Annotated in this window: 21 protein-coding genes and 1 pseudogene; 16 read left to right on the top strand and 6 right to left on the bottom strand. The window is 61.1% G+C overall.

Annotated features, from left to right (window positions below; translation table 11 throughout):
- Window positions 1-94: 94 nt before the first annotated feature.
- Window positions 95-754: a molecular chaperone gene (locus tag R5H29_RS09115; protein ID WP_061478950.1), complete on the top strand. Its 660-nt coding sequence runs from the start codon at window positions 95-97 to the stop codon at window positions 752-754.
- Window positions 755-757: 3 nt separating this feature from the next.
- Entirely contained in the window at window positions 758-2953 is a 2196-nt protein-coding gene (locus R5H29_RS09110; RefSeq protein WP_061478949.1) for a fimbria/pilus outer membrane usher protein, read from the top strand.
- A gap of 7 nt (window positions 2954-2960) precedes the next feature.
- Here R5H29_RS09110 and R5H29_RS09105 read toward each other — a convergent pair whose 3' ends face one another.
- Window positions 2961-3680: a hypothetical protein gene (locus R5H29_RS09105; RefSeq protein ID WP_049430732.1), complete on the bottom strand. Its 720-nt coding sequence runs from the start codon at window positions 3678-3680 to the stop codon at window positions 2961-2963.
- 663 nt (window positions 3681-4343) lie between these two features.
- Here R5H29_RS09105 and R5H29_RS09100 point away from each other — a divergent pair.
- Complete coding sequence (locus tag R5H29_RS09100) at window positions 4344-6113, top strand: ATP-dependent endonuclease (protein WP_082783310.1); 1770 nt, start codon at window positions 4344-4346, stop codon at window positions 6111-6113.
- The gene (locus tag R5H29_RS09095) at window positions 6110-6901 is read left to right on the top strand and encodes a hypothetical protein (protein WP_046272134.1); all 792 of its coding nucleotides are present in this window, start codon (window positions 6110-6112) and stop codon (window positions 6899-6901) included. Before R5H29_RS09100 ends, R5H29_RS09095 begins: the two co-directional genes overlap by 4 nt.
- Before the next feature lie 138 nt (window positions 6902-7039).
- On the opposite strand, the gene R5H29_RS09090 is transcribed toward R5H29_RS09095, so the two are convergent.
- Window positions 7040-7378 carry a nucleotidyltransferase domain-containing protein gene (locus tag R5H29_RS09090; protein WP_046272133.1) on the bottom strand — a complete coding sequence of 113 codons (339 nt, stop codon included), beginning with the start codon at window positions 7376-7378 and terminating at the stop codon, window positions 7040-7042.
- A 93-nt stretch (window positions 7379-7471) separates the two neighbouring features.
- Window positions 7472-8020, bottom strand: a complete 549-nt coding sequence (locus tag R5H29_RS09085) for a hypothetical protein (RefSeq protein WP_061478947.1) — start codon at window positions 8018-8020, stop codon at window positions 7472-7474.
- 156 nt (window positions 8021-8176) lie between these two features.
- On the opposite strand from R5H29_RS09085, the gene R5H29_RS09080 reads away from it, so the two are divergent.
- The 5 genes from R5H29_RS09080 to R5H29_RS22960 all read left to right on the top strand — a co-directional run bounded on the left by R5H29_RS09080 (window position 8177) and on the right by R5H29_RS22960 (window position 11109).
- Entirely contained in the window at window positions 8177-8719 is a 543-nt protein-coding gene (locus R5H29_RS09080) for a hypothetical protein (protein ID WP_061478946.1), read from the top strand.
- Window positions 8716-9276, top strand: coding sequence for a hypothetical protein (locus R5H29_RS09075; RefSeq protein ID WP_061478945.1), 561 nt, complete (start codon window positions 8716-8718; stop codon window positions 9274-9276). Before R5H29_RS09080 ends, R5H29_RS09075 begins: the two co-directional genes overlap by 4 nt.
- 199 nt (window positions 9277-9475) lie before the next feature.
- Window positions 9476-10174 carry an ankyrin repeat domain-containing protein gene (locus R5H29_RS09070; RefSeq protein WP_157805965.1) on the top strand — a complete coding sequence of 233 codons (699 nt, stop codon included), beginning with the start codon at window positions 9476-9478 and terminating at the stop codon, window positions 10172-10174.
- A gap of 10 nt (window positions 10175-10184) precedes the next feature.
- Window positions 10185-10799: a relaxase domain-containing protein gene (locus tag R5H29_RS09065; protein ID WP_157805966.1), complete on the top strand. Its 615-nt coding sequence runs from the start codon at window positions 10185-10187 to the stop codon at window positions 10797-10799.
- A gap of 97 nt (window positions 10800-10896) precedes the next feature.
- Complete coding sequence (locus tag R5H29_RS22960; RefSeq protein ID WP_049462733.1) at window positions 10897-11109, top strand: ribbon-helix-helix protein, CopG family; 213 nt, start codon at window positions 10897-10899, stop codon at window positions 11107-11109.
- Here R5H29_RS22960 and R5H29_RS09060 read toward each other — a convergent pair.
- Window positions 11075-11449: an HNH endonuclease gene (locus tag R5H29_RS09060; RefSeq protein ID WP_082783308.1), complete on the bottom strand. Its 375-nt coding sequence runs from the start codon at window positions 11447-11449 to the stop codon at window positions 11075-11077. The genes R5H29_RS22960 and R5H29_RS09060 overlap by 35 nt on opposite strands.
- A gap of 743 nt (window positions 11450-12192) precedes the next feature.
- On the opposite strand from R5H29_RS09060, the gene R5H29_RS09050 reads away from it, so the two are divergent.
- The 7 genes and pseudogenes from R5H29_RS09050 (at window position 12193) to R5H29_RS09020 (ending at window position 18857) form a co-directional block, all read left to right on the top strand.
- Window positions 12193-12600: a hypothetical protein gene (locus R5H29_RS09050; protein WP_061478942.1), complete on the top strand. Its 408-nt coding sequence runs from the start codon at window positions 12193-12195 to the stop codon at window positions 12598-12600.
- A gap of 1836 nt (window positions 12601-14436) precedes the next feature.
- Window positions 14437-14871 (top strand): BLUF domain-containing protein, encoded by a 435-nt coding sequence (locus R5H29_RS09045; protein WP_006375649.1) that lies wholly within the window; start codon window positions 14437-14439, stop codon window positions 14869-14871.
- Between the two features lie 93 nt (window positions 14872-14964).
- Window positions 14965-15240, top strand: a complete 276-nt coding sequence (locus R5H29_RS09040; RefSeq protein ID WP_049452609.1) for a hypothetical protein — start codon at window positions 14965-14967, stop codon at window positions 15238-15240.
- A 61-nt stretch (window positions 15241-15301) separates the two neighbouring features.
- The gene (locus R5H29_RS09035) at window positions 15302-15730 is read left to right on the top strand and encodes a BLUF domain-containing protein (protein WP_061478940.1); all 429 of its coding nucleotides are present in this window, start codon (window positions 15302-15304) and stop codon (window positions 15728-15730) included.
- Window positions 15731-15790: 60 nt separating this feature from the next.
- On the top strand, window positions 15791-16174 hold the full coding sequence (locus tag R5H29_RS09030; RefSeq protein WP_046429004.1) for a response regulator: 384 nt from the start codon (window positions 15791-15793) through the stop codon (window positions 16172-16174).
- Window positions 16175-16288: 114 nt separating this feature from the next.
- Window positions 16289-16630 carry a hypothetical protein gene (locus R5H29_RS09025; RefSeq protein ID WP_125892003.1) on the top strand — a complete coding sequence of 114 codons (342 nt, stop codon included), beginning with the start codon at window positions 16289-16291 and terminating at the stop codon, window positions 16628-16630.
- A pseudogene (locus R5H29_RS09020) lies at window positions 16630-18857 on the top strand (methyl-accepting chemotaxis protein). Before R5H29_RS09025 ends, R5H29_RS09020 begins: the two are co-directional and overlap by 1 nt.
- A gap of 212 nt (window positions 18858-19069) precedes the next feature.
- On the opposite strand, the gene R5H29_RS09015 reads toward R5H29_RS09020, so the two are convergent.
- Both R5H29_RS09015 and R5H29_RS09010 read right to left on the bottom strand, forming a co-directional pair.
- A complete protein-coding gene (locus tag R5H29_RS09015; RefSeq protein WP_125892001.1) occupies window positions 19070-19348 on the bottom strand; it encodes a hypothetical protein in 279 nt (92 codons plus the stop codon).
- Window positions 19349-19387: 39 nt separating this feature from the next.
- Window positions 19388-19621 (bottom strand): hypothetical protein, encoded by a 234-nt coding sequence (locus R5H29_RS09010; RefSeq protein WP_125892000.1) that lies wholly within the window; start codon window positions 19619-19621, stop codon window positions 19388-19390.
- Window positions 19622-19693: the final 72 nt, after the last annotated feature.

The raw sequence follows: 19693 nt of genomic DNA, 5'->3' as shown, positions 1-19693 counted from the left end.
GGGGGCTTTTTGTTGCCGAAAAGATGAGTAGGTATGGGTTGACGGAATGGTATTCCGATCTAGTTTGAATGGAGACGCCCCTAAAGGAGACCCCATGACCCATTCCCAACGTTTTTTGGCCGTGGCCGCCGCGTCCTTGCTGTCCTTTTCGGCGTCCGCCGGTTCCATCTCCGTCGGCCCCACCACCCTGATGGCCGATACCTCGGCCAAGCACGTCGCCGTGACCCTGCACAACAGCGGCGACGCGTCGGTGCGTTACCAGGTGAAAGCCGTGGGGTGGGATCAGGCCACAGGGCAGAACGTGTTTTCACCCACCACGGATATCGTGGGGGCGCCCACCTTCGTGGACGTCCCGCCCCAATCCAAGCGCACCGCCCGGTTGATGAGGGTGGGCGCGCTGGGCGAGCGGCGCTACTACCGCGTCCTGCTAATGCAGCTCAGGGCTCCCAACGTCCAAGGCGTCCAGTTGCTGGTCAACCAGGACTTGCCCGTGGCCTTTGAGGTCGCCAACGCGCCTGTCCCCCAGGTGACCGTCCAGGCGGTGCCCAAGGGCTACCGGCTGACCAACCACGGCCAGACCGCCGCCCGCGTGTCGTCCATCGGCCCGGCTGGTGGCAAGCCGTGGCGCGAGGGTGCGTTGGGTTGGACCCTGCCGGGGGCCTCAATGACCTACGAGGCCCAGCCCGGGCAGCGCGCTGAAAACCTTTCAATCACCGTCAACGGCCAGCCCGTCACCGTCCCTGTGGGGCGGTGATCCATGCGTGGCCACGCCTTGGCGTTGTTGTTGCTGGCTGCATCGTCGGCCAGCGCAGCGGTGCCCGAAGGCGTGGCACCCGCGTTCCTGGTGCCGGTGATCGGCGGCAAGGCCAAGGCGGATCCGCTCACGTTCTGGCAGCAAGGCGGTCAGTGGTTCGCCGAGCCGGCCACGTGGCGCGAGGTCGGACTCCAGCTTCCACCGGGTCAAACGGATCCGATGAGCGCCCAGGCGCTGGGCGTGGGCTTTGCCGTGGACGAGGCCAGCGCCACGGTCGCTCTGGACTTGCCGGCAGACCGGCTCAAAGCCCAGCGCGTGGCCCGTGTCCGCGCCGAGCGCGGCCCCATCGCGCCGCCCGCTCCCGGGGTGCTGGTGAACTACAGCGTGGCGGGCATGGTGTCCGAGCAACAGCAGGCGCTCTCCTTGGGGCACGAAGTCCGCAAGGCGGGCCGTTGGGGCGTTGTCAGCACCAGCGGGCAGGTCAACACCGACGCGTCGGGCACCGGCTACGTTCGCGGCGTGACGCGCTGGCAGAAAGACGATCCCAACCGCTTGGTGACTTACCAGGCCGGCGATGTGTTCGCTGGTCCGTCGTCCTCTCCGGTCAACCTGGCTGGGATGCGCGTGGCCAAGGACCCGCGGGCGTTGGACCCGTTGACGCCCACCTATCCCGTCCCGATGCTCGGTGGCGTGGCGCTCGATCCGGCCACGGTGGAAGTCCTGGCCAACCGCGCCCGTGTGCTGCAGGGCCAGGTGGGGAAGGGGCCGTTCACGGCCGATGGCAGCGCCTTGGGCACCGGTGCGCAGCAAACCCGAGTGGTGGTGCGAGACCCTTACGGCCGCGAAACCGTGGTGAGCGATCAGCGTTTCTACGTCGCCCCCACGTTGCTCCGCAAAGGGCTCACCACCTGGGAAGTCGCCGCCGGCCGTGTGCGCCAAGGGGAGAGCGATTATGGAGCGTTGGGCGCGACCGGGGCGGTGGCTTGGGGCCTCAATGACCGGTGGAGCCTGCGCGGCACCGCCCAAACCTCATCGAACGGTAAGGCCAACGTGGCGTTGGGGGCCACCACGGTGCTTGGCACCTACGGCACGCTGGATCTGGAAGTGGGCACGTCAACCCAAGGCGGCCAACGGCAGGCCATGGCTTACGACTACCGCGGCCCGGGGTTTGGCGTGCGCCTGGAGCACGAGCGCCAACAGGACTACTGGCGCCTGCGCGCCTCCAATGCGGTGGAGGTGGAGCAGCGCACCCGAGGCTCGGTCTTCTGGCGGCCCACGCCCCAGTGGTCCCTTCGGGCCAGCTATTCGGACGTGCGCACGCCACGCTTTCGCACCGCTTACGCCGACGCCGGGCTGACTTGGCGTGGCTACGGGCACACCGTGGCCGTCTCCGCGTTGCGCGATCTGGAGCGCAAGGAAACCCGGGTGGAGGTGGGCTACAGCTACGATTTCGGCCGGGGCAAGGGCGTGAGCGTTAGGGCCCGGCAAGCCCCCGATGCCACCGCTTGGGCCGTCCAAGGACGCGCCCGTCCCACGGTGTTGGGAACCCCTGTCGGCTTGTCTGCTTCGGTGGACGAGGGAGCGGCTGGCCAGACCGCCCGGGCCAACGCCAACTGGACCACCCGGGCAGGGTGGGCCCAGATCAACGCCGAGCACGGGCCCAGCGGCACCTGGGCTTCCGGTTCGATGGCCGGTGCCGTCCACCTGGACCGCCAGGGCGTGACGTTCCTAGGTCCGGCCGAATCCTTCGCCGTGGTGGACGTGCCCGGCCAAGCCGGGGTGCCGGTGAGGGTGGGCGGCAGATTGGTGGGGAAGACCAACGCCCAAGGCCGCCTGGTGGTGGGCGAGGTGACCCCGATGGTGCCCACGGAGGTCCGCGTAGACGATCGGGCGCTGCCACTGGGCACCCAATTGGCCGAGATCGAGCAAGCCGCCACCGCTGGCCGCCAAGCCGGCATGCACCTTACCTTCCCGGTCCTGACCGAGGCCGCGCGCACCTTCCGCCTCACTGGCTCGGCCATCGAAGCGGGCACGGTGGCCAAGACGGCGACCGAGACCACCCAGGTGGGCTATGACGGGGTGCTCTACCTGAAGCAGCCGCGCCCCGGCCAGACGGTGGAGGTGGAAGGGGTCTGCAAGGCCACGTTGCCCAGCAACTTGGGCAACGCGACGGTCGCTCTCGATCTGGATTGCAAGTAGAAATTTGTCAGGACGGCGTGCTAGCACTCCAGCGGTGATCGTTTCGGACCCCATCGGGCAATGGCCGAATCGATGGTGTGTATTTTCCAGACACGGCCGTTGCTTTGAGGGAATCGGACCAGCGCCACAGATCAATGAGGTCGCCGACGGTGCGCTCGGAAATGTCAGCGTCCGTTTCCCCCATTTCCTCTGAGTGCTTGTCCAGTCGTGACTGGATTCGTTTGAGGATCTCCAGCGCGTCTGCATACAGAACACTGCCTTGATAGCCCACGGAGTTGAAGGCCGTCTGGAGCTGGTGCAGCCGGCGATTGATCTTGTGGCCCTCTTCCTCAAGCTTTGCTAAGCAAGAGGCGGCGGCGACCCGTCCATCCTTTGGAGCTGGCTTGGTGAGTCTATGCTCCTGAAGAAGCCGTTCGTAATTTGCGTAACCGTTGATGGCGCCTTCAATGGCTTGGGTGATCTCACCCAAGATAGGCGCGATGAAGACTTTGGCTTCGGTGCGCTTTCGGCGCTCCTGCCAATTCGCGAGCCATGCACCAGCTCCAACTGCAAGGAACGAACCTACGGCCGGGCCGACAATGACGTTGGCAAGCTCTGGAACCTTGCTGTGTTGTGCTCCCATGAGAATACCTGCAATCAATGCAGTGACGACCAAGACGATCGCCCAAGGATTGATGGACAGCCATTCGGGCAAGCTGATCTTCTGCGAGTCTGTGTCATGAGCCATGCGGTTCCCCTTAATTTCCGTTTGAGAGCCTGCGCGTTGTCATCCCCTGCGCAGTTTTTACTACTCTAACCTCACTCGACCCCAAGCCGGGCGAGAGGCAGGTGCTCCAAGAGGTGTCGAGACAGGGGGGGGGGGCAAGGCGAGGCCACTGTCTCAGGGGCTGAGAGGGGGCTCATATGCTGCTTATGAACAATGCTTGGGCCAACAAGCCGTGTCCTCTGGTGGTTTGGAGGTCGTGCGTAGCGATTGCCTGGTTCGCATGACGGCTCATCTACCGTGTGACTGCCGCCAGGAGGCTCATCACCTCCGGAGCACTACTGTCCCTGGTCCATGGATCTGAATCTGAAGGCTGGAAAGGGTAGTATCGCCGAAAGTATTGTTGTGATAAATGATTGATATGCTGGGCAACGGTAGACCTTCGGGGCTAACCAGGCTTCGTCGCTCGTCTTGCTGAAGGGCTCCTGCTGGTGGTGGACTACAACGGCGGGGACTGATCTACGGCTGGCCGGAAAATGGGAGGGCGCCTGGTCGGACAGTTGTGGGCCGAGCGCAGCGACGGGCGGGCCGTCTGCCTCATCGCGCAGTTGAGGGATGAAAACAACAGCAGCCTTACCGATCAGCTGCAGCGATCGGTAAGTAATCAGGATAACAGGGGGCAATGGAATGGCTGTCTACATCTCAAGTTTGGATGTTCTGAATTTTAGATCATGTGTTTCCACAAGCTTGCAGCTGACCAGCTTTACACCGCTGGTTGGGTTGAATAATTGCGGGAAGAGCAATTGTCTTACCGCGCTCCAATGGCTCGTGCGTAAGGCAAAGCTTGGTGTGGAAGATTTCCACGAGCCGACCCTGCCGGTGCAAGTGATGGGAACACTGCGTGGGATCACCGAGGCTGATCTGGCGGTCCTGGAGCAAAAGCACCGAAAGAAGATTGAAGGACACGTTCGGGACGGGGCGCTGATGGTTCGTCGCGAACAGCAGGTGCCTGGGGGCGACACCGAACTGACCGTGATGAATCCCGACACAGGCGACTGGGAGCCGAACCCTACGGGCATCGATAACGCCATCTCAGCACTCTTTCCAGATCCTATTCGCATCGGAGCAATGGAGAATGCTGAGGAGGACGCCAGTAAGGCCAAGACGACGACCACGATCGGCAAGCTGCTGGCCTCGATGCTTGCCGCTATCCAAGAGCAGCACGAGGAGGCCTTGACCCCGCACTTGGCAGCCATCCTAGGAATGATCTCTGCAGAAGGTGGGGATCGTTTTAAAGAGTTGGGTCGCATCGACGATTCAATCAATCGTAAGATTTCGGATCTTTTTCCTGGTATCCACATCAAGCTGGATTTCCCAGTGCCGGTCTTCAATGACCTCATTAAGGCGGGAACTGTCAAAGTTTACGAAGGGGAGGGGCGTGGACGTGCCTTCGGGTCATACGGCCATGGCGCGCAGCGCGCCATCCAGATGGCCATGGTCCGGCATCTGGCGGATCTCAAGCGTGGAGCAGCGGCTGCGGGCGGAGTAACGCTACTGCTGGTGGACGAGCCGGAACTCTTCATGCACCCCTTTGCAGTGGAGCAGGTGCGTGAAGCCTTGCGTGCGTTGTCAGAGGCTGGATATCAGGTCGTGTTCTCAACCCACTCTGCTCAGATGATCTTGGCCAAGGACGCGAAGAACGCTCTGCTAATGACGAAAAAGCATCCGGAGGGAACCAAAGCCCGTCCGCGCATGCAATCCGTCGTAGAACAATTGGTGGACAATCCCACGCATCAACTCCAGCAGCTATTCAGCCTGACAAATTCGTCTCAGATATTGTTTGCCGACAAAGTCGTGCTCACAGAAGGGAAGACCGAACTCCGGCTGTTGCCATCCATCTTCCAGTTGGTGGCGGGCAAAACCATGGGGCAGTCATCGTTGGCAATTGTTGCGATGAGTGGGGTCTCGGATACTCGTAAGTCAATGGAAGTTTTGTCTGCCCTAGGGTTGCCTGCGTGTGCCATCGTGGACTTGGATTTCGCTTTCCGCCAAGCAACAAAGCATGGTTTCCTGCAGGCGGATGATCCCGATGTTGCTGCGTGCAAGAACGTTCTCGCGAGGATGGCAGGCGCGGGCGTCGTGACTTTAGACGGAGCGTTGCCTTGCAAGGGGATTCAAGGGCCGGCTTCGAAGGCATTCGAGTTGCTTGCGGCCGATGACCAAGCAAAGCCCCACATCGCTGCTTTAATACAGAAACTGCGTGCTCAAGGCCTTTGGTTGTGGGGCGCTGGTGCCATTGAGCCTCACCTTGGGATTTCGGAGAAGTCGGAACACGCCTGGCTATCTCTCCAAGTCCGATTGGAGAGCGAGCCACTGGAAGATTGCTGCTCGGACGCAGATGGCATTCGATCCTTGATCGAATGGCTGGATGCCCCGCCTGCGGTTCAGCCGGCATGAGCGGCCGCGAGTGGAGCGCCTATCAGCTGGTGGATTCCGAACGGGAGCTCCGCGTCTCGGAGCATCGGTTCTACGTTGAGCAGGCCAAGACCCGCCTTCTGTCTCAGTTCGCCAACATTGAGGCGGAGGCCGATCAAGCGGAATCCGAGCACTGGGAGCGCAGCGGTCAGTCCTTCGACCCTGACTGGCACGACCCTGGCGATCTAGCGGACGCTGCGCGCGATCACGGCGTCGAGTTCTACCAGCTTCTAAGTGAGATGCATGATCGAACCCGCCTCAGTGTGGTGGCTGGCATGTATCACCATTGGGACAAGACATTTCGACGCTTCCTCGTTCGTGAGTTTAGGTGGCCCAAGTTGGTGATCGGCGACAACACGCGGCGCGCTCTTTGGAAGCTGGATAGCGCGAAGCTGGAGAGGTTGCTTGAAGCCATCGGCTTGGACCTTTCTGCTCTCGCCTGTTACCCACGCATTGATGCCATGCGGTTGGTCGTCAATGTGTTCAAGCACGGGGAGGGGAAGTCATTGGACGATCTCCAGCTGCGCTACCCGGAGTTCTTGCGAGCAAGTTCTCACGGATGGAACTTGTTCGACGACACCGACATGGAGGTGTCGGATGTTCACGTCGATGACTTTGCTGCGTCTATTGAACTGTTCTGGCGTGAATTGCCGGCTACCGTAAAGTTCGACGAGGCAAACCTAGATGTTCCAGACGATTTTGCAAAGGCCTGGAACAAAGACCTTGAGGCGCAGAAGGTATCTCGCTTTGTCAAACAGCACGACATTTAACCGGTGTTGTCTCTTTGAGTAGCCCGGGTGAGCGCTTGGTTCCATCGAAATAGTGAAATGGTGGAATCGAAGCGCTCGTGGCTCAGGGCGGAAGTCGGGGCTGGGGCGGCGGCGTTAGGTGCTCCGGAGCGCGATGTTCTAACGAAACTTTTCGTAGATGAGCTTTCCCGACCGTTCGAGCCCCGCATGGAGGATCGGGGTTTCCTCGGGGCCATGGTAGAACTCCAAGTCAACCGGGATGGGCAGTCGTTGCGCTAGTTCGGCCTCCCAGTGCTCGGAGTATCGGCTGAAGGTCGCGAACCCATCGCTAAAGTCGACTCCTGGTGCCGCTGAAAGATCAAGCTCCACCGCGATGTCAATGTCGCTGTCGGGGCGATGATCGCCTCTTAGCCGGCTCCCGAACAAGTGGATCTTCGCGATGATAGGTTCTTGGCGAGCCCATTTCAGCAGCACTGCTTCGATCACTTCTAGGTCCATTGCAACTCCAATGTCAGATCAGCTGTCCAGCTGGGGCGGACTTTATCATCCTATGATGCGTGCTCTTGGATCTGCTGCCGCGCGCACAGCAGCTTACCGGTCGGCCGGTGTCTGCCGGCGACAAGCTATTCGGTCTTCAGGTAAAGCATGGGCGTCCCATCTCCCCCACGGGCCTACCCCCGATCTAAGCGTGCCATAGTTCAGCAGGTGAAGCGGGCACTCGGCCACGTCCAGTGCGGCGGCGGCCCACTCGTCATCATCGCCCAAATGCGGCTCCTCCTTGCCCCCGTGGAAGAGGTTGTTGCGCACGCGGCGTGCCGCTTCGATCAAAGCGCGGGCATTGGATTGATGAAGGGGCAGGCGCTGGAAGACAGCGTGGTTGAGGCCGTTGATCACCGCCACCTCCTGGACCATCGGGCGATCACGTGGAGGTGTGAGGATTTGCTCGCGCGTGCTGTCCGACACCCGATCGAAGAAGAGTGGATCGTCCAGCCGTGACACCGCCTCATCCACCGCAGGCCAGTTCACCTGGGCCATTCGGTAGGGACCGGCCCGAAGAAAGCCTGGGTCGCTCTTGAGGCGAAACTCCAACTGCGCGAACGCCCGCAGCAGGTCGAACGCGAGGGGATCAGAGACGGGCATGGGTGCCTTCAAGGTCGGTGGAGGATGCGGGCTTCTGAATCTGTCGGCCAGAGGCCGCACATTCTGAGTTTAGCCGTCCCGAAGCCCTGGACACCGCGCCGCTCTCTGTTTGCATGGGGGAGAAGGAATACAAACGTATTCCAGAAAGGAGGGTGCATGAAGGGTTGGGACCGGGCGTGGGACATCCTGAGCGAGGTTGGTAAGTTCACCCTGGGGATGTCGGCGCTTTTTTGCGTCCTCTTCACCATCGCCGTTTTGACGGAGAAGCTGGAAAAGAAGGATGCGGTAACCAAGAGGGCGCAGGCGATCGAGGAGGCGATGCCCATGGCTGCCGAGATCATTGCCGTGGCCGACGAGGGCGTTCCCAAAGAATGCTCCGATGGAACGTGGGAAAAAGATGGGCTGACTTGCAGGCTGAACGAGGCGCGTGTGGCGGCAGCCGACAATTTTAAGGTGCTCTACCGGATGAACGTGCCGGGCACTGAGAAGATAGAGGCTTACAAGCTCTTCCAGAGGGGAGAGGATGAGGTTAAGCGCTACCAATGGGCGGTTTGCCTGAAAGGCGACAACAAGGAGTTGGTGGATTGGGAGGCCGACTACGCGCTTGGCGCTTATGAGTTTTCGAAGAACATTCTGGAACGTCCTTGCAGCCATTCCAGCCAATACCCTGAGGCGTGCAAGAAGGAAGGCCTCTGGTGATTGATCTCTCGTGCCTCTGTCGCCAGGACATCATCGCCCACGGCATTTCTTTCAGTGCGCTGTTGGGGACACCTTTGGACAGGCTTCGCTGGGGCGGTTCGTGCCTGTCTGTGTTGAAGTTGCGCGGACAGGTGACCGAGCAAGCCATGCGGCGCTTCGCGTTGGGCCAGGACTTCGATGGGATTCAGCAATTGTGGGAGGGCGCCGCTCATTACGAAAGTGCAGCGGGCTACCGGGTGGGGTTTCGCCTGCCGGAGGGATTTATCGATGAGTTGGCGATGGCTGACGCGGAACAACGCGACCTGCTGCGGTTCGCCCACCTTCGAGCCGTTGGACGTGCGTTGTTGTCGCTGGCATGCCAACGGGATCACCAGGTGCTGTTTGTCGCGTCCGATCGCTTGGGGGGCGACTGGACGCATCACTGGCTGTTCGCCACCGCCTGCGCCCCCGACGGAACCTGGGAGCGCCTGACTGAGGCCTTGCGCGTTGGGTTGGGCCCCGCGCCCGATCGCCAGGGCCACCTGGGCGGGGTTGCGCTGTTGAATTGCAGCGAGTAAGTCGGTGTTGGCCATGCGTCCTCCTGACCCACTGATTTTCCGCTGTAGCGGAAACGCGCAAGGGGAGGGTGACAGTTTGGCAAACTGTCGTGCAACCCCAGCGTTTTTCCGCTTTAGTCAGTAAAGCCCTCTGGACAGGATGTCCCTTTCTGCTTGCATGGATCTGAAGGGATACAAATGTATTCCATGGGGGGCTGACATGAATTTCGTGGCAAGTATAAAAAAGGGTGTGCGGGGATGGTTAAAGGATTTGCGTAACCCACCAAATCTATTTCAAGAGCCGATCTGGAAGGTTCGCGTGGAGTTCCTTGTATTGACGCTGCTGTCTCCAATCCTGATCCCCCGCTATGTCATTGAGAAACGCATGGGTAAATGGAGAAGGCATCGCCGGATGCCACCCATCTTTCAGCTATTCGACCGCGAAGGAGGGTTCCAGCTGAGGGAGCTTGAGCAGTTGATTGCAGATGGCGCTGATGTGAACGCTCGGGAGCGAAAAGATGGAAAAACGCCACTTATTCTTGCTGTTATGCAGGACAGTCCATGGGAAGAAAATGGGCGAAGGTGGCTCGAGGTTTGTCGCGTGCTGCTCGAAGCTGGCGCAGATCCGGACGCGGATTACGACTGTGGCGAGATAAGGCGGTCACCTATCTATTTCGCCTATCTGGCGGGCAACGTGGAGCTGCTCGACCTGTTGTTGCAGGCAGGGGCCAATCCGCGTTCGAAGGCTTGGTTGCAGTTTGTCAATGCAGAGCCACGTCCCGATGCGTGGCTCGAACAGCAACGTCCGGAAATACGCGATCGCCTATGCAGATGGGAAACGGAACAAGAGGCCCTGCGTTTGGATGCGACTCTCCCTGGCGCAACGAAAGCCGTTCCTAATAGTAGGGCACGGCTATGAGGGTGATCCCATGAACCTGCAACTCACCTGCCTCTGCCGGGAGGACGTGTTCGCCGATGGGTTCGCCTTCGCAGAACTGCTGGAGGCGCCCTTGGCCGCGTTGCGCTGGGGTGGTGCGTGGTTGACCCAGTTGAAGCCCGGTGGGCCAGTGACCGAGGAGGCCATGCGGCGCTTCGCTATGGGCCAGGATTTCGATGGGCAGCAGCGGTTGTGCGAAGGCGAGGGCCACCACGCCCGGGCGGCGGGCTACCGCGTTTCGTTGCGCCTGCCCAAAGGGTTCGCGGCGTTACTGGACACCGACGGCGAGGAGAGGGCACGGCTACAGGCTGCCCACCGCCATGCGGTTGACCAGGCGCTGTCGTTCCTGCCGTTCCAGCGTGATCACCGGGTGCTCTTCGTTGCATCCGATCGGTTGGAGGATGACTGGACGCACCACTGGTTGTTCGCCATCGCATGCGCACCGAACGGAAAGTGGGAACGGCTTGCGCTGAGCTTGCGGTTGGCGGCCAGCGAGGACGCTTATACCCACGCCATGGGGGCCTTCATGGAAGCGTTGCTGGAGACCAAACGATTGGAGCGCTTCTTCCGCCCAGCCCCCGTGGGCCGACTGAGGCAGAGGCTGTGACGCTGACGTCCAAGCCTCCCTTGACGGCCGTGCTGCCGAAAGTGTCCCTTTCTTCAACCTTGCGCCAGGCATTGGCCGCACGCGCTAGAGCAGCCGGGTGAGCGAGAGCGAAGCCGTGCGCCAATGGCTCACCGCCTACCTGGCGCGCCCCCAACTGCTGCGCTCTCCCGTTGCCGGCCCCAGGGACGACCGCTTGCCGCCTATCCGGGCTTCCCGAGACCTGGCCGACCGCGTCCGCCGCGAGGCGCAGCGGCAGCACGTGAGCGTGGCGGAACTCATCCGTCGGGTGGTTGCGTTCCACGCGTTTTGAGGCGCAACTTGGCCACGCTCGGCGGGTGCCACTTGCCCTTCGCCAAGCGTTTCTGCACGAACGCGCGGTAAGCCTCGGGGGAGGGCGGCGACTTGCGTTTGTGCCGGCGCATGTTGCAGAGCCAGCAGGCGGCAGCGATGTTGCCTACCACGTCCTTGCCGCCCTCTTGCTGGGCCACCAGGTGCTCAGCGGTGCAACGGAGCGGCGTGGCCGTTTTGGCGCTCAGGCCGAACGGCCTTAGTTCATCGGGAGAGGCGTTCCACATCGGCAGGCTGCAATAGCAGCACCGGCCCTTCTGGGCGAGGAAAGCCTCGGTTCTCAACCGTTGGAGTTTGGGCATGCTTAGATCTCAAAAAACAGGAAAAACCATCCCGTCGTCGCTTGTGCGATCGAATCGGGAACCTGTTGCCTTGAGCTAAGCAGGCAATACGCCGGGGGCATTTCCCCTCGCGGCAAGGGAGTTATCGCGCCCCAGGGTGGTGGGTGTCAAGATGGGGCCCGTTCGGGTGGCCATGCTAGGAACGATGGGCTATAACCGTTGGATTCCCTACCGGAGCGCTCCTTTGGCCCTGACCACCCTGAAATCCCTCAACGCCGAAATCAAACAGCTCTAAGCCCAGAAGAAACTGGTGGAGAAGCGCGACGGCGAGGTGCCCAAAGCCCTGGCGGTCCTGCAGAAGTATGCGAAGGTCCTCAGTCCGGCCCAGCGGCGGCAGGTGGCCAAGCTCATCGGAGAAACGATCGACGCCAAGCCGGCGCACGCCGCCAATGCTGCCCCGGGACCCCGAAAGGGCCGCAAGCTGGGCAAGGTCGCGCCGAAGTATCGCCTCCCAACCGGTGAGACGTGGGCAGGTCGGGATTTGGCCCCCAAGGCCTTCACCGCGTGGGCCAAGTCCGCCGAGGGCAAGGCGTGGGCTCAGGCCAACCCCGGAGCGAAGTTCCCCCGGCCCATGGCGCATCGAAGAAGGCACCGGGCAAGGTGGTCAAGAAGGCGGGCAAGCCGGTGAAGAAGGCCGCCCAGAAGGCCGTCAAGAAACTTGCGAAGAAAGCCGTCGCCAAGAAGGCCGGCAAGAAGGCCTGATCATGCGCGGCCTGTGCCCCAAGAAGAAGAGCCGGCTCTCGCCGCAAGGCAAAGCCATCGCGGCCGCCCACGTGCTGCTGGACAGTGCCGAGGGCCGATTGGACGAGAAGGCCGCCGGCAGGCGCTTGCGCGAGGAAGTGGGCCTCCAATGGTCCTACCTGACTTGCATCCAATACCTGTCAGGGCAAGAAGCCTTGGCGGCCATTGAATCGCTCCCCAAAGGGTGGGAGGAAAACGGGCGCACCCAGGGGCACCTGTTTGGGGCTGCAGTCATGGCTGCGCACACGGTGGCCAACCTGCGTTCGGACGGCAGCTCGTTGTGCGCCAGCTACTTGGCCCAAGAGCTCAAAGGGAAAACCGTGGAGCAGTGGCTGGCCGAGAAATTCGACGTGTTCCGGGAAGAAGTCTGACACCGGATGCCCATGGGCCCCTGATGGTGGCCCGAAGAGCTTTGGTTACCGTGGGTGTGCCGTCGAGGCCATCTCACCCGGCAACGGGGGACGGGGGCGAGAATCCCCATTCAAGCGCAGATCACCGCGGTCACACGCGAAGGGCCTTGGTTCGTCTGGCTTGCTGTTGCATCTGGTCCTGCATGCGATCAAATCAGGATGCAGCGGTAAAGGCCTAAGTCTTGATATCGAAACTGATGGGTGAGGGTGTGGTGCGGCAGAGGGAATTGAAGCTAGCTGCTGCCTGCCATTGGCCTCAGCGGCTAAAGCTGATCGGGCGTAGATGTCCGCCGGAGGCTTTTTCTTGGCGCCTCATCCGCGATCGATTGCGCACCAGCGCCGCATCTACTCGGTTGATTTTAGAAGCGGCGGGGAAACTGTGTCGAACGGTCAACGTGCGGGAGTTGACCCATCGGTAACGTAGCGGCCAGTGTCGGATGATTCTTCCGAAAGATTGGCAAGGCTAACTGATGGAAATAGGCACATTGCCTGAACCGTTCAATCAACTCGACTTGGCTGGGGTAGAGCGCCGATGCAGGGGTACCTTTGGGTGGATTCATAGGCAAACGATCGGCAGATGACTTTCACGCCGATGTCACGCGGTTGCGGCGATCTTCACCCCCAAGCGGACAGGGGGCCGCTGAGCGCCAATGGCCCGGGCGCTATGACTTGCTGCCAACCCGTGGGACTGTAGGACCCCATCATGGAACTACTTTTGTCTCTTGCTATGGTTATCTTGGCTTCCGCAACTGGTCTGGCGCTGCTCCAGCTTGTAATCGCGCTCTTCAAGGCGCCGTCCTGCCGGGAATGGTTGCGCCGCAGGAGAGCGAGATGATGCGTTCGTTTCACTACGCCTACCAGAAGGCTCGCGCTTGGCACAGCTCCGTAGCGACATCGATTTGGGCCGGAGTCCGCTATTCGTTGACGGGCGACACCGGCTATTTCAAGTCGCACGGTGGCTGGCGTCTGTCTCGCGTGCACCGGGGGTCTGAATCGGCGGAGCAATGATCGCTTCGGCTGAGCCTGTCGGGCCGCCAAAGGATTTAAGCCCTACACAGCCCGCTCGGTTTGTTTCGCTTACAGATCGGCCGTTTGTGGTGCGTGGAGCCCATCTACCCGGACGGCCAGAATGACGGGCGGCGCGCAGGCGTTGCTCTCACCGCTGCCGCTGTCGGATACTGATCCTGTCCATCGTTCGTAGCTCGCAATTCGCGCCGCCCACGGAGCCACAAGAGGGACGAATCGATCAATCAGGCCAACAACGAGCAGCCCGATGATACGTAGCAAGCTTGCTCACAGACGCGTTCTCGCCGAGGGCGGACCGATTCTGGTGTGGTTGACCTCGTTTAAAAATCATTACGTATTTACCGCCAGTGGCATCGGATTGTCTGGAAAATACGGTGTGGAGCTACGGCAGGACACGAAAGCAAGTCGGAGAGCCCTCCAAGCGCGCTTTGCGGGGTCGAAGTTTCACGAAGTGTTCGTGAGCGATGTGCCAGCTTCGGTGATCAGTGTCAACCGGTCTCTGACGTCGGCTGGGCCGCGAGACGGGATATTCTTCCTCTGCAACACAGAGGTCGTCCAAGCCGCGGTTCTCGCGCACCTCGGGGCCGTGATCCCTAGCGAGGTCATCGCTCTTGCAGCCAACTTGAGTCGGGGACGGGGCTAGCCATGGTGCACTCTTAAAGGTTCAGGAATAGCGCAACTGAAAACTGAAATTCAAGCTGGCCTGCGTTTTGTACACAGCTGATCCACGTTGGCCGGCTTGCACTGGTGCCGAGTGAAAGGTAGCCCGTAATGTCTAAGTGTGCGGTGGTGTTCGTAAGCGCGGCTGTGGAAGAGATCGGTGAGGAGCGCTTGCCCGAAGTCATGCGTGCAGGCCGAGAGTTCAATGCCAAGTGCGGCTCGCGTGCAGTTGTATGCTTCGACGGCAGCAGGTTTTTAACGTATTTGGAAGGCACAGCGAGTGCGGTGGCTGCGAGCTCCGTTTACACCCAGTCCTTCACCCTGCATACCGAAATCGTTGAGCTGGCGCGGGGATCCATCCAGCAGTTGCGGTTCCCTGCGCATGCATTGCTCTTCCTGCGGATTTCAGAAGCCGAGCTCAAAGCACTGATGAGGTCGAACTGGGTGAATTTCTCCCAACGCTTCGGAGGGAAATTCATCCCAGAAACGGGGATGGAGCGGCTTGCCGCATTGGTCGGCAATCGTCTCGATGACGTTCCGCAGTGATGGGTAACGGATTTCCTCTGTAGGCCGCCCGATTCACGTTGCACAGTGGAAGCAGGGGAGTCATGAATTTGAGGCATTCGACAGGGGCATGCCATGCGGTTGGAATTTACTCACAGCCACATCTACCCAGGGGCCACCGCGTCCCTGACAGGCGAGCAGGCTGAACTGGGCGAGAGAACCACCTGCTTGGTCGAGCTCAGTGACGGCGTGGTCCTCTCGACCAGCTGTCTGATTCAAGGGGGGGAGATCATGCTATTCATGCCGGACTACCTGACCGCCCGTGGGGCAAAGATTCCGGCGAAGGACTGGGTGCTGCGGAAGGATCTGGAAACAGGCGCCTGGAAGGCAAAATCAAAGGTTGCCGTGTAGCACTTGCTGCTCTTCCCGACCCGTCAGGTTGTTGGGTCTGAAGCAATCTTAGGAGCGTGTCATGCCAAACCGTGCGGTGGTTTTTGTGAGTGAGGCCAGCCCCTACCTTAGCCTTGGGCGGCTGGTTGAGTTGATAGCCGACGCGGAGCGGTTCAACAGACAGGCCGGCGTGACCGGGGTGACCTTGTGCGACGGGGCCCGGTTCCTGTCCTACCTGGAGGGTCCACCGGATGGCCTTCGCGTTGCCTACGCCAGGGCATCCGAAGTGCGCAGCCACCTGAACTTCATCGAGTTGGCACGCGGGCGTGTCTCGCAACGTCGGCTGCCGCGGTGGCCTATGCGGCTGTTTTTGGCCAAGGAGGGCCAGCTGCAGAGCATCGCGATGGCAGACTGGGCCAGCTTCTCTCAGCGGGGCGATGCGGACGCAATGAATTCAACGGCGATGGATCTCCTTGTGCGCTTTGCCGAAAGCAGAAGTCGTCCCAACTAGCTTGAACCAGCTGCTGACCGTGTGGAAAATTTGACCCGACCTTGTGGAACGGCAATCCACATGAACGTTCTCTTCGTGGACATTGAAACCTCCATCTGTGAGTTGGTTGGAGTCGAACTAAGAGAGCTCGGCTATGACGTCGAATGCTTGGAATTCAGCTCAGGAGCCTTGCGCGCAGCGCAAGCGGGGCACGTCGACGTCGTCATTCTGGATGTGCCCGCCAGCCCTGACGCCCGGCGCAGTGCATACAAGTTGGCAGACGAACTTCGGCGCGATGGCATCGCTTTCTTCTTTACCTCCACGCTTCATCCGAACGATGTGATCAGCCGGCACCGGGATCGGGGTGTTTTGTCCAAGCCCTACGGCGTCAAACAGATCGATTCCTGGATCGAGGCGCTTGGCAAAGATTGCAGAGGCGAACCGGCAGGCGCGCACGTGCGCTAGCTGACTGGCAACATGCATCCGCCCTTTGGAGTGCATTGGACCGCAAGCCTTCCTCTTTACAGTGGATACGCTGGAAGCGAACGTCGCTGCTGCCCATCAATGCGCGCTACTTGCATGATCAGAAGCACTGTCGTTCAGCACCGTCACTTTCAAGACGGCGACCAGATCGTTGTCCTGCAGACAGCGTTCAAGAACTGGCTCCTGAATACGTCGTTCGCCATTGGATTTCCCGACTCCAGCAATCGGCCGCTTTCTGATCGAGCGGAGCAGGCCAAGCGCGCGCTGTTGGCCACGGCGAGCGAGATCAAAGGCCACAGTTACCAGGAGGCCTTCGTCAGGTCTCCTTTCGCCGCGCTTATCTCCATTCATAGCGCGTTGAGTGCTTCAAGCCACGGCGACGCCGTGTTCTTCCTGTGCGCCGACGAAGCCACGTCGGAAGCATCTCCAAAAAACTGATGCTGGCATTCGCCATAACGACCAGCATGACCTTGGCGTTGGGCATCTTCACTATTGTCCGCGCGTCACATTCGAAGCAGGAGTTGTCCAGGATTGAGTCCGTCTGGGCGCCTGGCAGCTATGCCATCGGAGAGATGCGTGCGCAGTTCGGCGATCTCCGCATCTACGAAACCTCCCAGGTCAGCGAAGCCACTTCCGCTGAGGCCGTCAAGCAATACGAACAGCGGATCGTGGCGGGCAAGGCCAAGATCAACGAGCTGGTGAAGCAATACCTGCGGTCCTTCGCCGATGGCGAAGATGCCGCGTTGTTCAAGCCGGTCAGCGCTGCGTTGAGCGATTACTTTGTCATCCACGATCAGCTTCACGCTGCGCTCCTCGCTGGCGATGCCGAGGCCGCGCAGACGATCTCGGTGACAGAATCCAGGGCAAAGCGCGTGGCGCTGTTCGACGCCATGGATAAAGTCAGCGAATACAGCCTTCGCGGCATGAAGGCTGAACTCGCAACCAACGCAGCAAGCCTCAACAACCTGATGTCGATCACAGGCTTGGTCTTGGCGGTGCTGTACTTGGTCGCAAGCGTGCTGGGGTGGGCGATCAGCCGTTCGGTCACCCGGCCCATTGGTGAGGCGTTGCCCGCTATCCGCAGCGTGGCCAATGGCGACCTCAACGTGCGAACCGACTACCAGAGCCGCGATGAGGCGGGCCAGATGCTGCTCTCCCTCCGTCAAATGGTTGCCACCTTGGAGCGTTTTTCGAACGACACCAAGGTCATGGTCAAGCTTCACGAGGCCGAAGACATCTCGCACCGGATTCCGGAGGACCTGCCCGGTGTCTACGGCGAGCTGGCCAAGGGCATGAACACAATGGTGTTCGAGCACCTTGAGGCCATCCTGGATGCCATCCAAGTGCTCAACGAGTATGCGGCCGGTGACCTGCGGCGTGACGCGCGACGCCTGCCCGGCTCCCGGGCGTGCTCCACGAATCGATGGACGCTGCCAAAGCAAGTCTGCTGGCGATCAACACGGAGATCAAGCGGTTGGCAGTGTCGGCTGCCGACGGCGACTTCTCCGCCCGCGGTAACACGTCTGCGTTCCAGCACGACTTTGAATTGATGGTTTCGGACCTCAACCGTCTGATGGAGACAGCTGACCACAGCCTCAGCGCCGTCTCCACCTTGCTTCAGGCCATTGCCTCTGGCGACTTGACCCACCGCATGGAAGGCGACTTCCGCGGCGTCTTTGCGACGATGAGCGAAGACGCTAACGCGACCGTGGCTCAGCTGACCGATATCGTCTCCCGCATCCAGCAGGCATCCACGGCAATCAGTACCGCGTCGACGGAAATTGCCGCGGGCAATGGCGACTTGTCGCGACGCACCGAACAACAAGCGGCCAACTTGGAAGAGACGGCGGCGTCCATGGAGGAGCTTACCTCCACCGTGCACCAAAACGCTGAGCATGCACGCCAGGCCAGCGAGTTGGCCAGTGGGGCCTCGCGCGTGGCCGGGCAGGGCGGTGGAGTGGTCGGGAAAGTAGTGGAGACGATGGGGGGTATCGAAGCCTCGTCGCGCCGCATCGGGGACATCATCTCCGTGATCGATGGCATTGCTTTCCAGACCAACATCCTCGCACTCAATGCGGCCGTGGAGGCGGCTCGAGCCGGGGACCAGGGTCGAGGGTTCGCCGTGGTGGCCTCCGAGGTGCGCACGTTGGCACAGTGCTCTGCCTCTGCAGCCAAGGAGATCAAGGGGCTAATCGAGGACTCTGTGGCCAAGGTCGCTCAAGGATCGGCGCTGGTTGACCAGGCTGGCCAGACGATGTCTGAGATTGTCAGCTCGGTTGAGCGCGTGTCCAACGTCATTGGTGAGATATCTGCCGCCTCTCAGGAGCAGGCGTCGGGCATCGAGCAAGTGAACCAGGCTGTTTCTCAGATGGACGAAACGACCCAGCAGAACGCCGCGTTGGTGGAAGAAGCGACCGCCGCTGCCCGATCCATGGAAGACCAGTCGGTACAGCTGGCAACCGCCGGCGCGGTCTTCAAGGTGAATGAACGCGCGCAGGGAAAGACGCCAGCCACGGCCAGTGCAAGCTTGGCCAAGCCAGGTGCTGTGGACGGCTCCCGCCTTTCTCAAACCGCCTACGCGGGCAAGCCAACCCCGCCGAAGGCATTGCCAGCTCGTCCCGCACGGCAGGTATCTGCGGACGCAGCGCACTGGCAGGAGTTCTAACCGCCCTTCCAAGGCCAGTGCGAACGCATGGTCGCTCGCAGGGCATGGTTGACCGAAGTTGCCGCTGAAGTCACCGTGGGTGAGGCCGCCTGGATGGCGGCCTCAGACCCGCAAGCGCGCCGAAAGCTCGGCGCCTTGCGCCGTGAGGCGGCGAGGCGGCAATGGCATTGGCCGAGGTTACGGCCGCCCGATGGCCGCTCCGCTTTGGCAGTTCAGCGGCTCGGAGACGGGGGAATGCCAGCCAATGGTTCCCTCAGGATGCCCAGCCATGGCTCGACGATCTCCTCGAACGCGAAGACATGGTCCCGGTGCTGGTCCATCCCTTGGAGGTAGTGCCGAATGCTGCGCTCAAACTCGTCTGCGACGTTGGCGTTGCCGGCGTTCGTGCGAAGCAGGAGCACTGTGGCGGCTTCCAGCGCCGCAACACGTATATGCATGCGATTCATTGCTTCTTGAAGACGCAAAAATGCGTCCCTGACCTCGTCGTTCACCAAGCCCTCCGCGAGCAGGCACATCAACACAGAAGAGGATCAGTGGCTGCTGCTTGAGCCCGGGATCGTCAGGCGAGCACGGTTGGCGGCGATCAGAAGGGCATTGCCAATTCGCTCCGCTTGCGTCGGAGTCATCGTCGAGCCGCACATGGTCGAGTCACCGGCCGCGTTGCGAACTTGGTAAAGCCCGAGTGCAACCACTGCTGTTTCGGCGTCAATGCCGACTTCAAACCTGTCCAGTGGGAACCACGTTGCTCCGTCGAATTTCTCCATCGAGCGCCCCATGCACGGAATCGCGTTGTCAGCCAGAGATTACCGCAAAGCGTGGAACTTGGAACGCGCGCG

The organism is Stenotrophomonas sp. A3_2 (assembly GCF_036624925.1).
GTDB classification, from domain to species: Bacteria; Pseudomonadota; Gammaproteobacteria; order Xanthomonadales; family Xanthomonadaceae; genus Stenotrophomonas; species Stenotrophomonas hibiscicola.
This window is presented reverse-complemented; position numbering and strand designations above follow the sequence as displayed.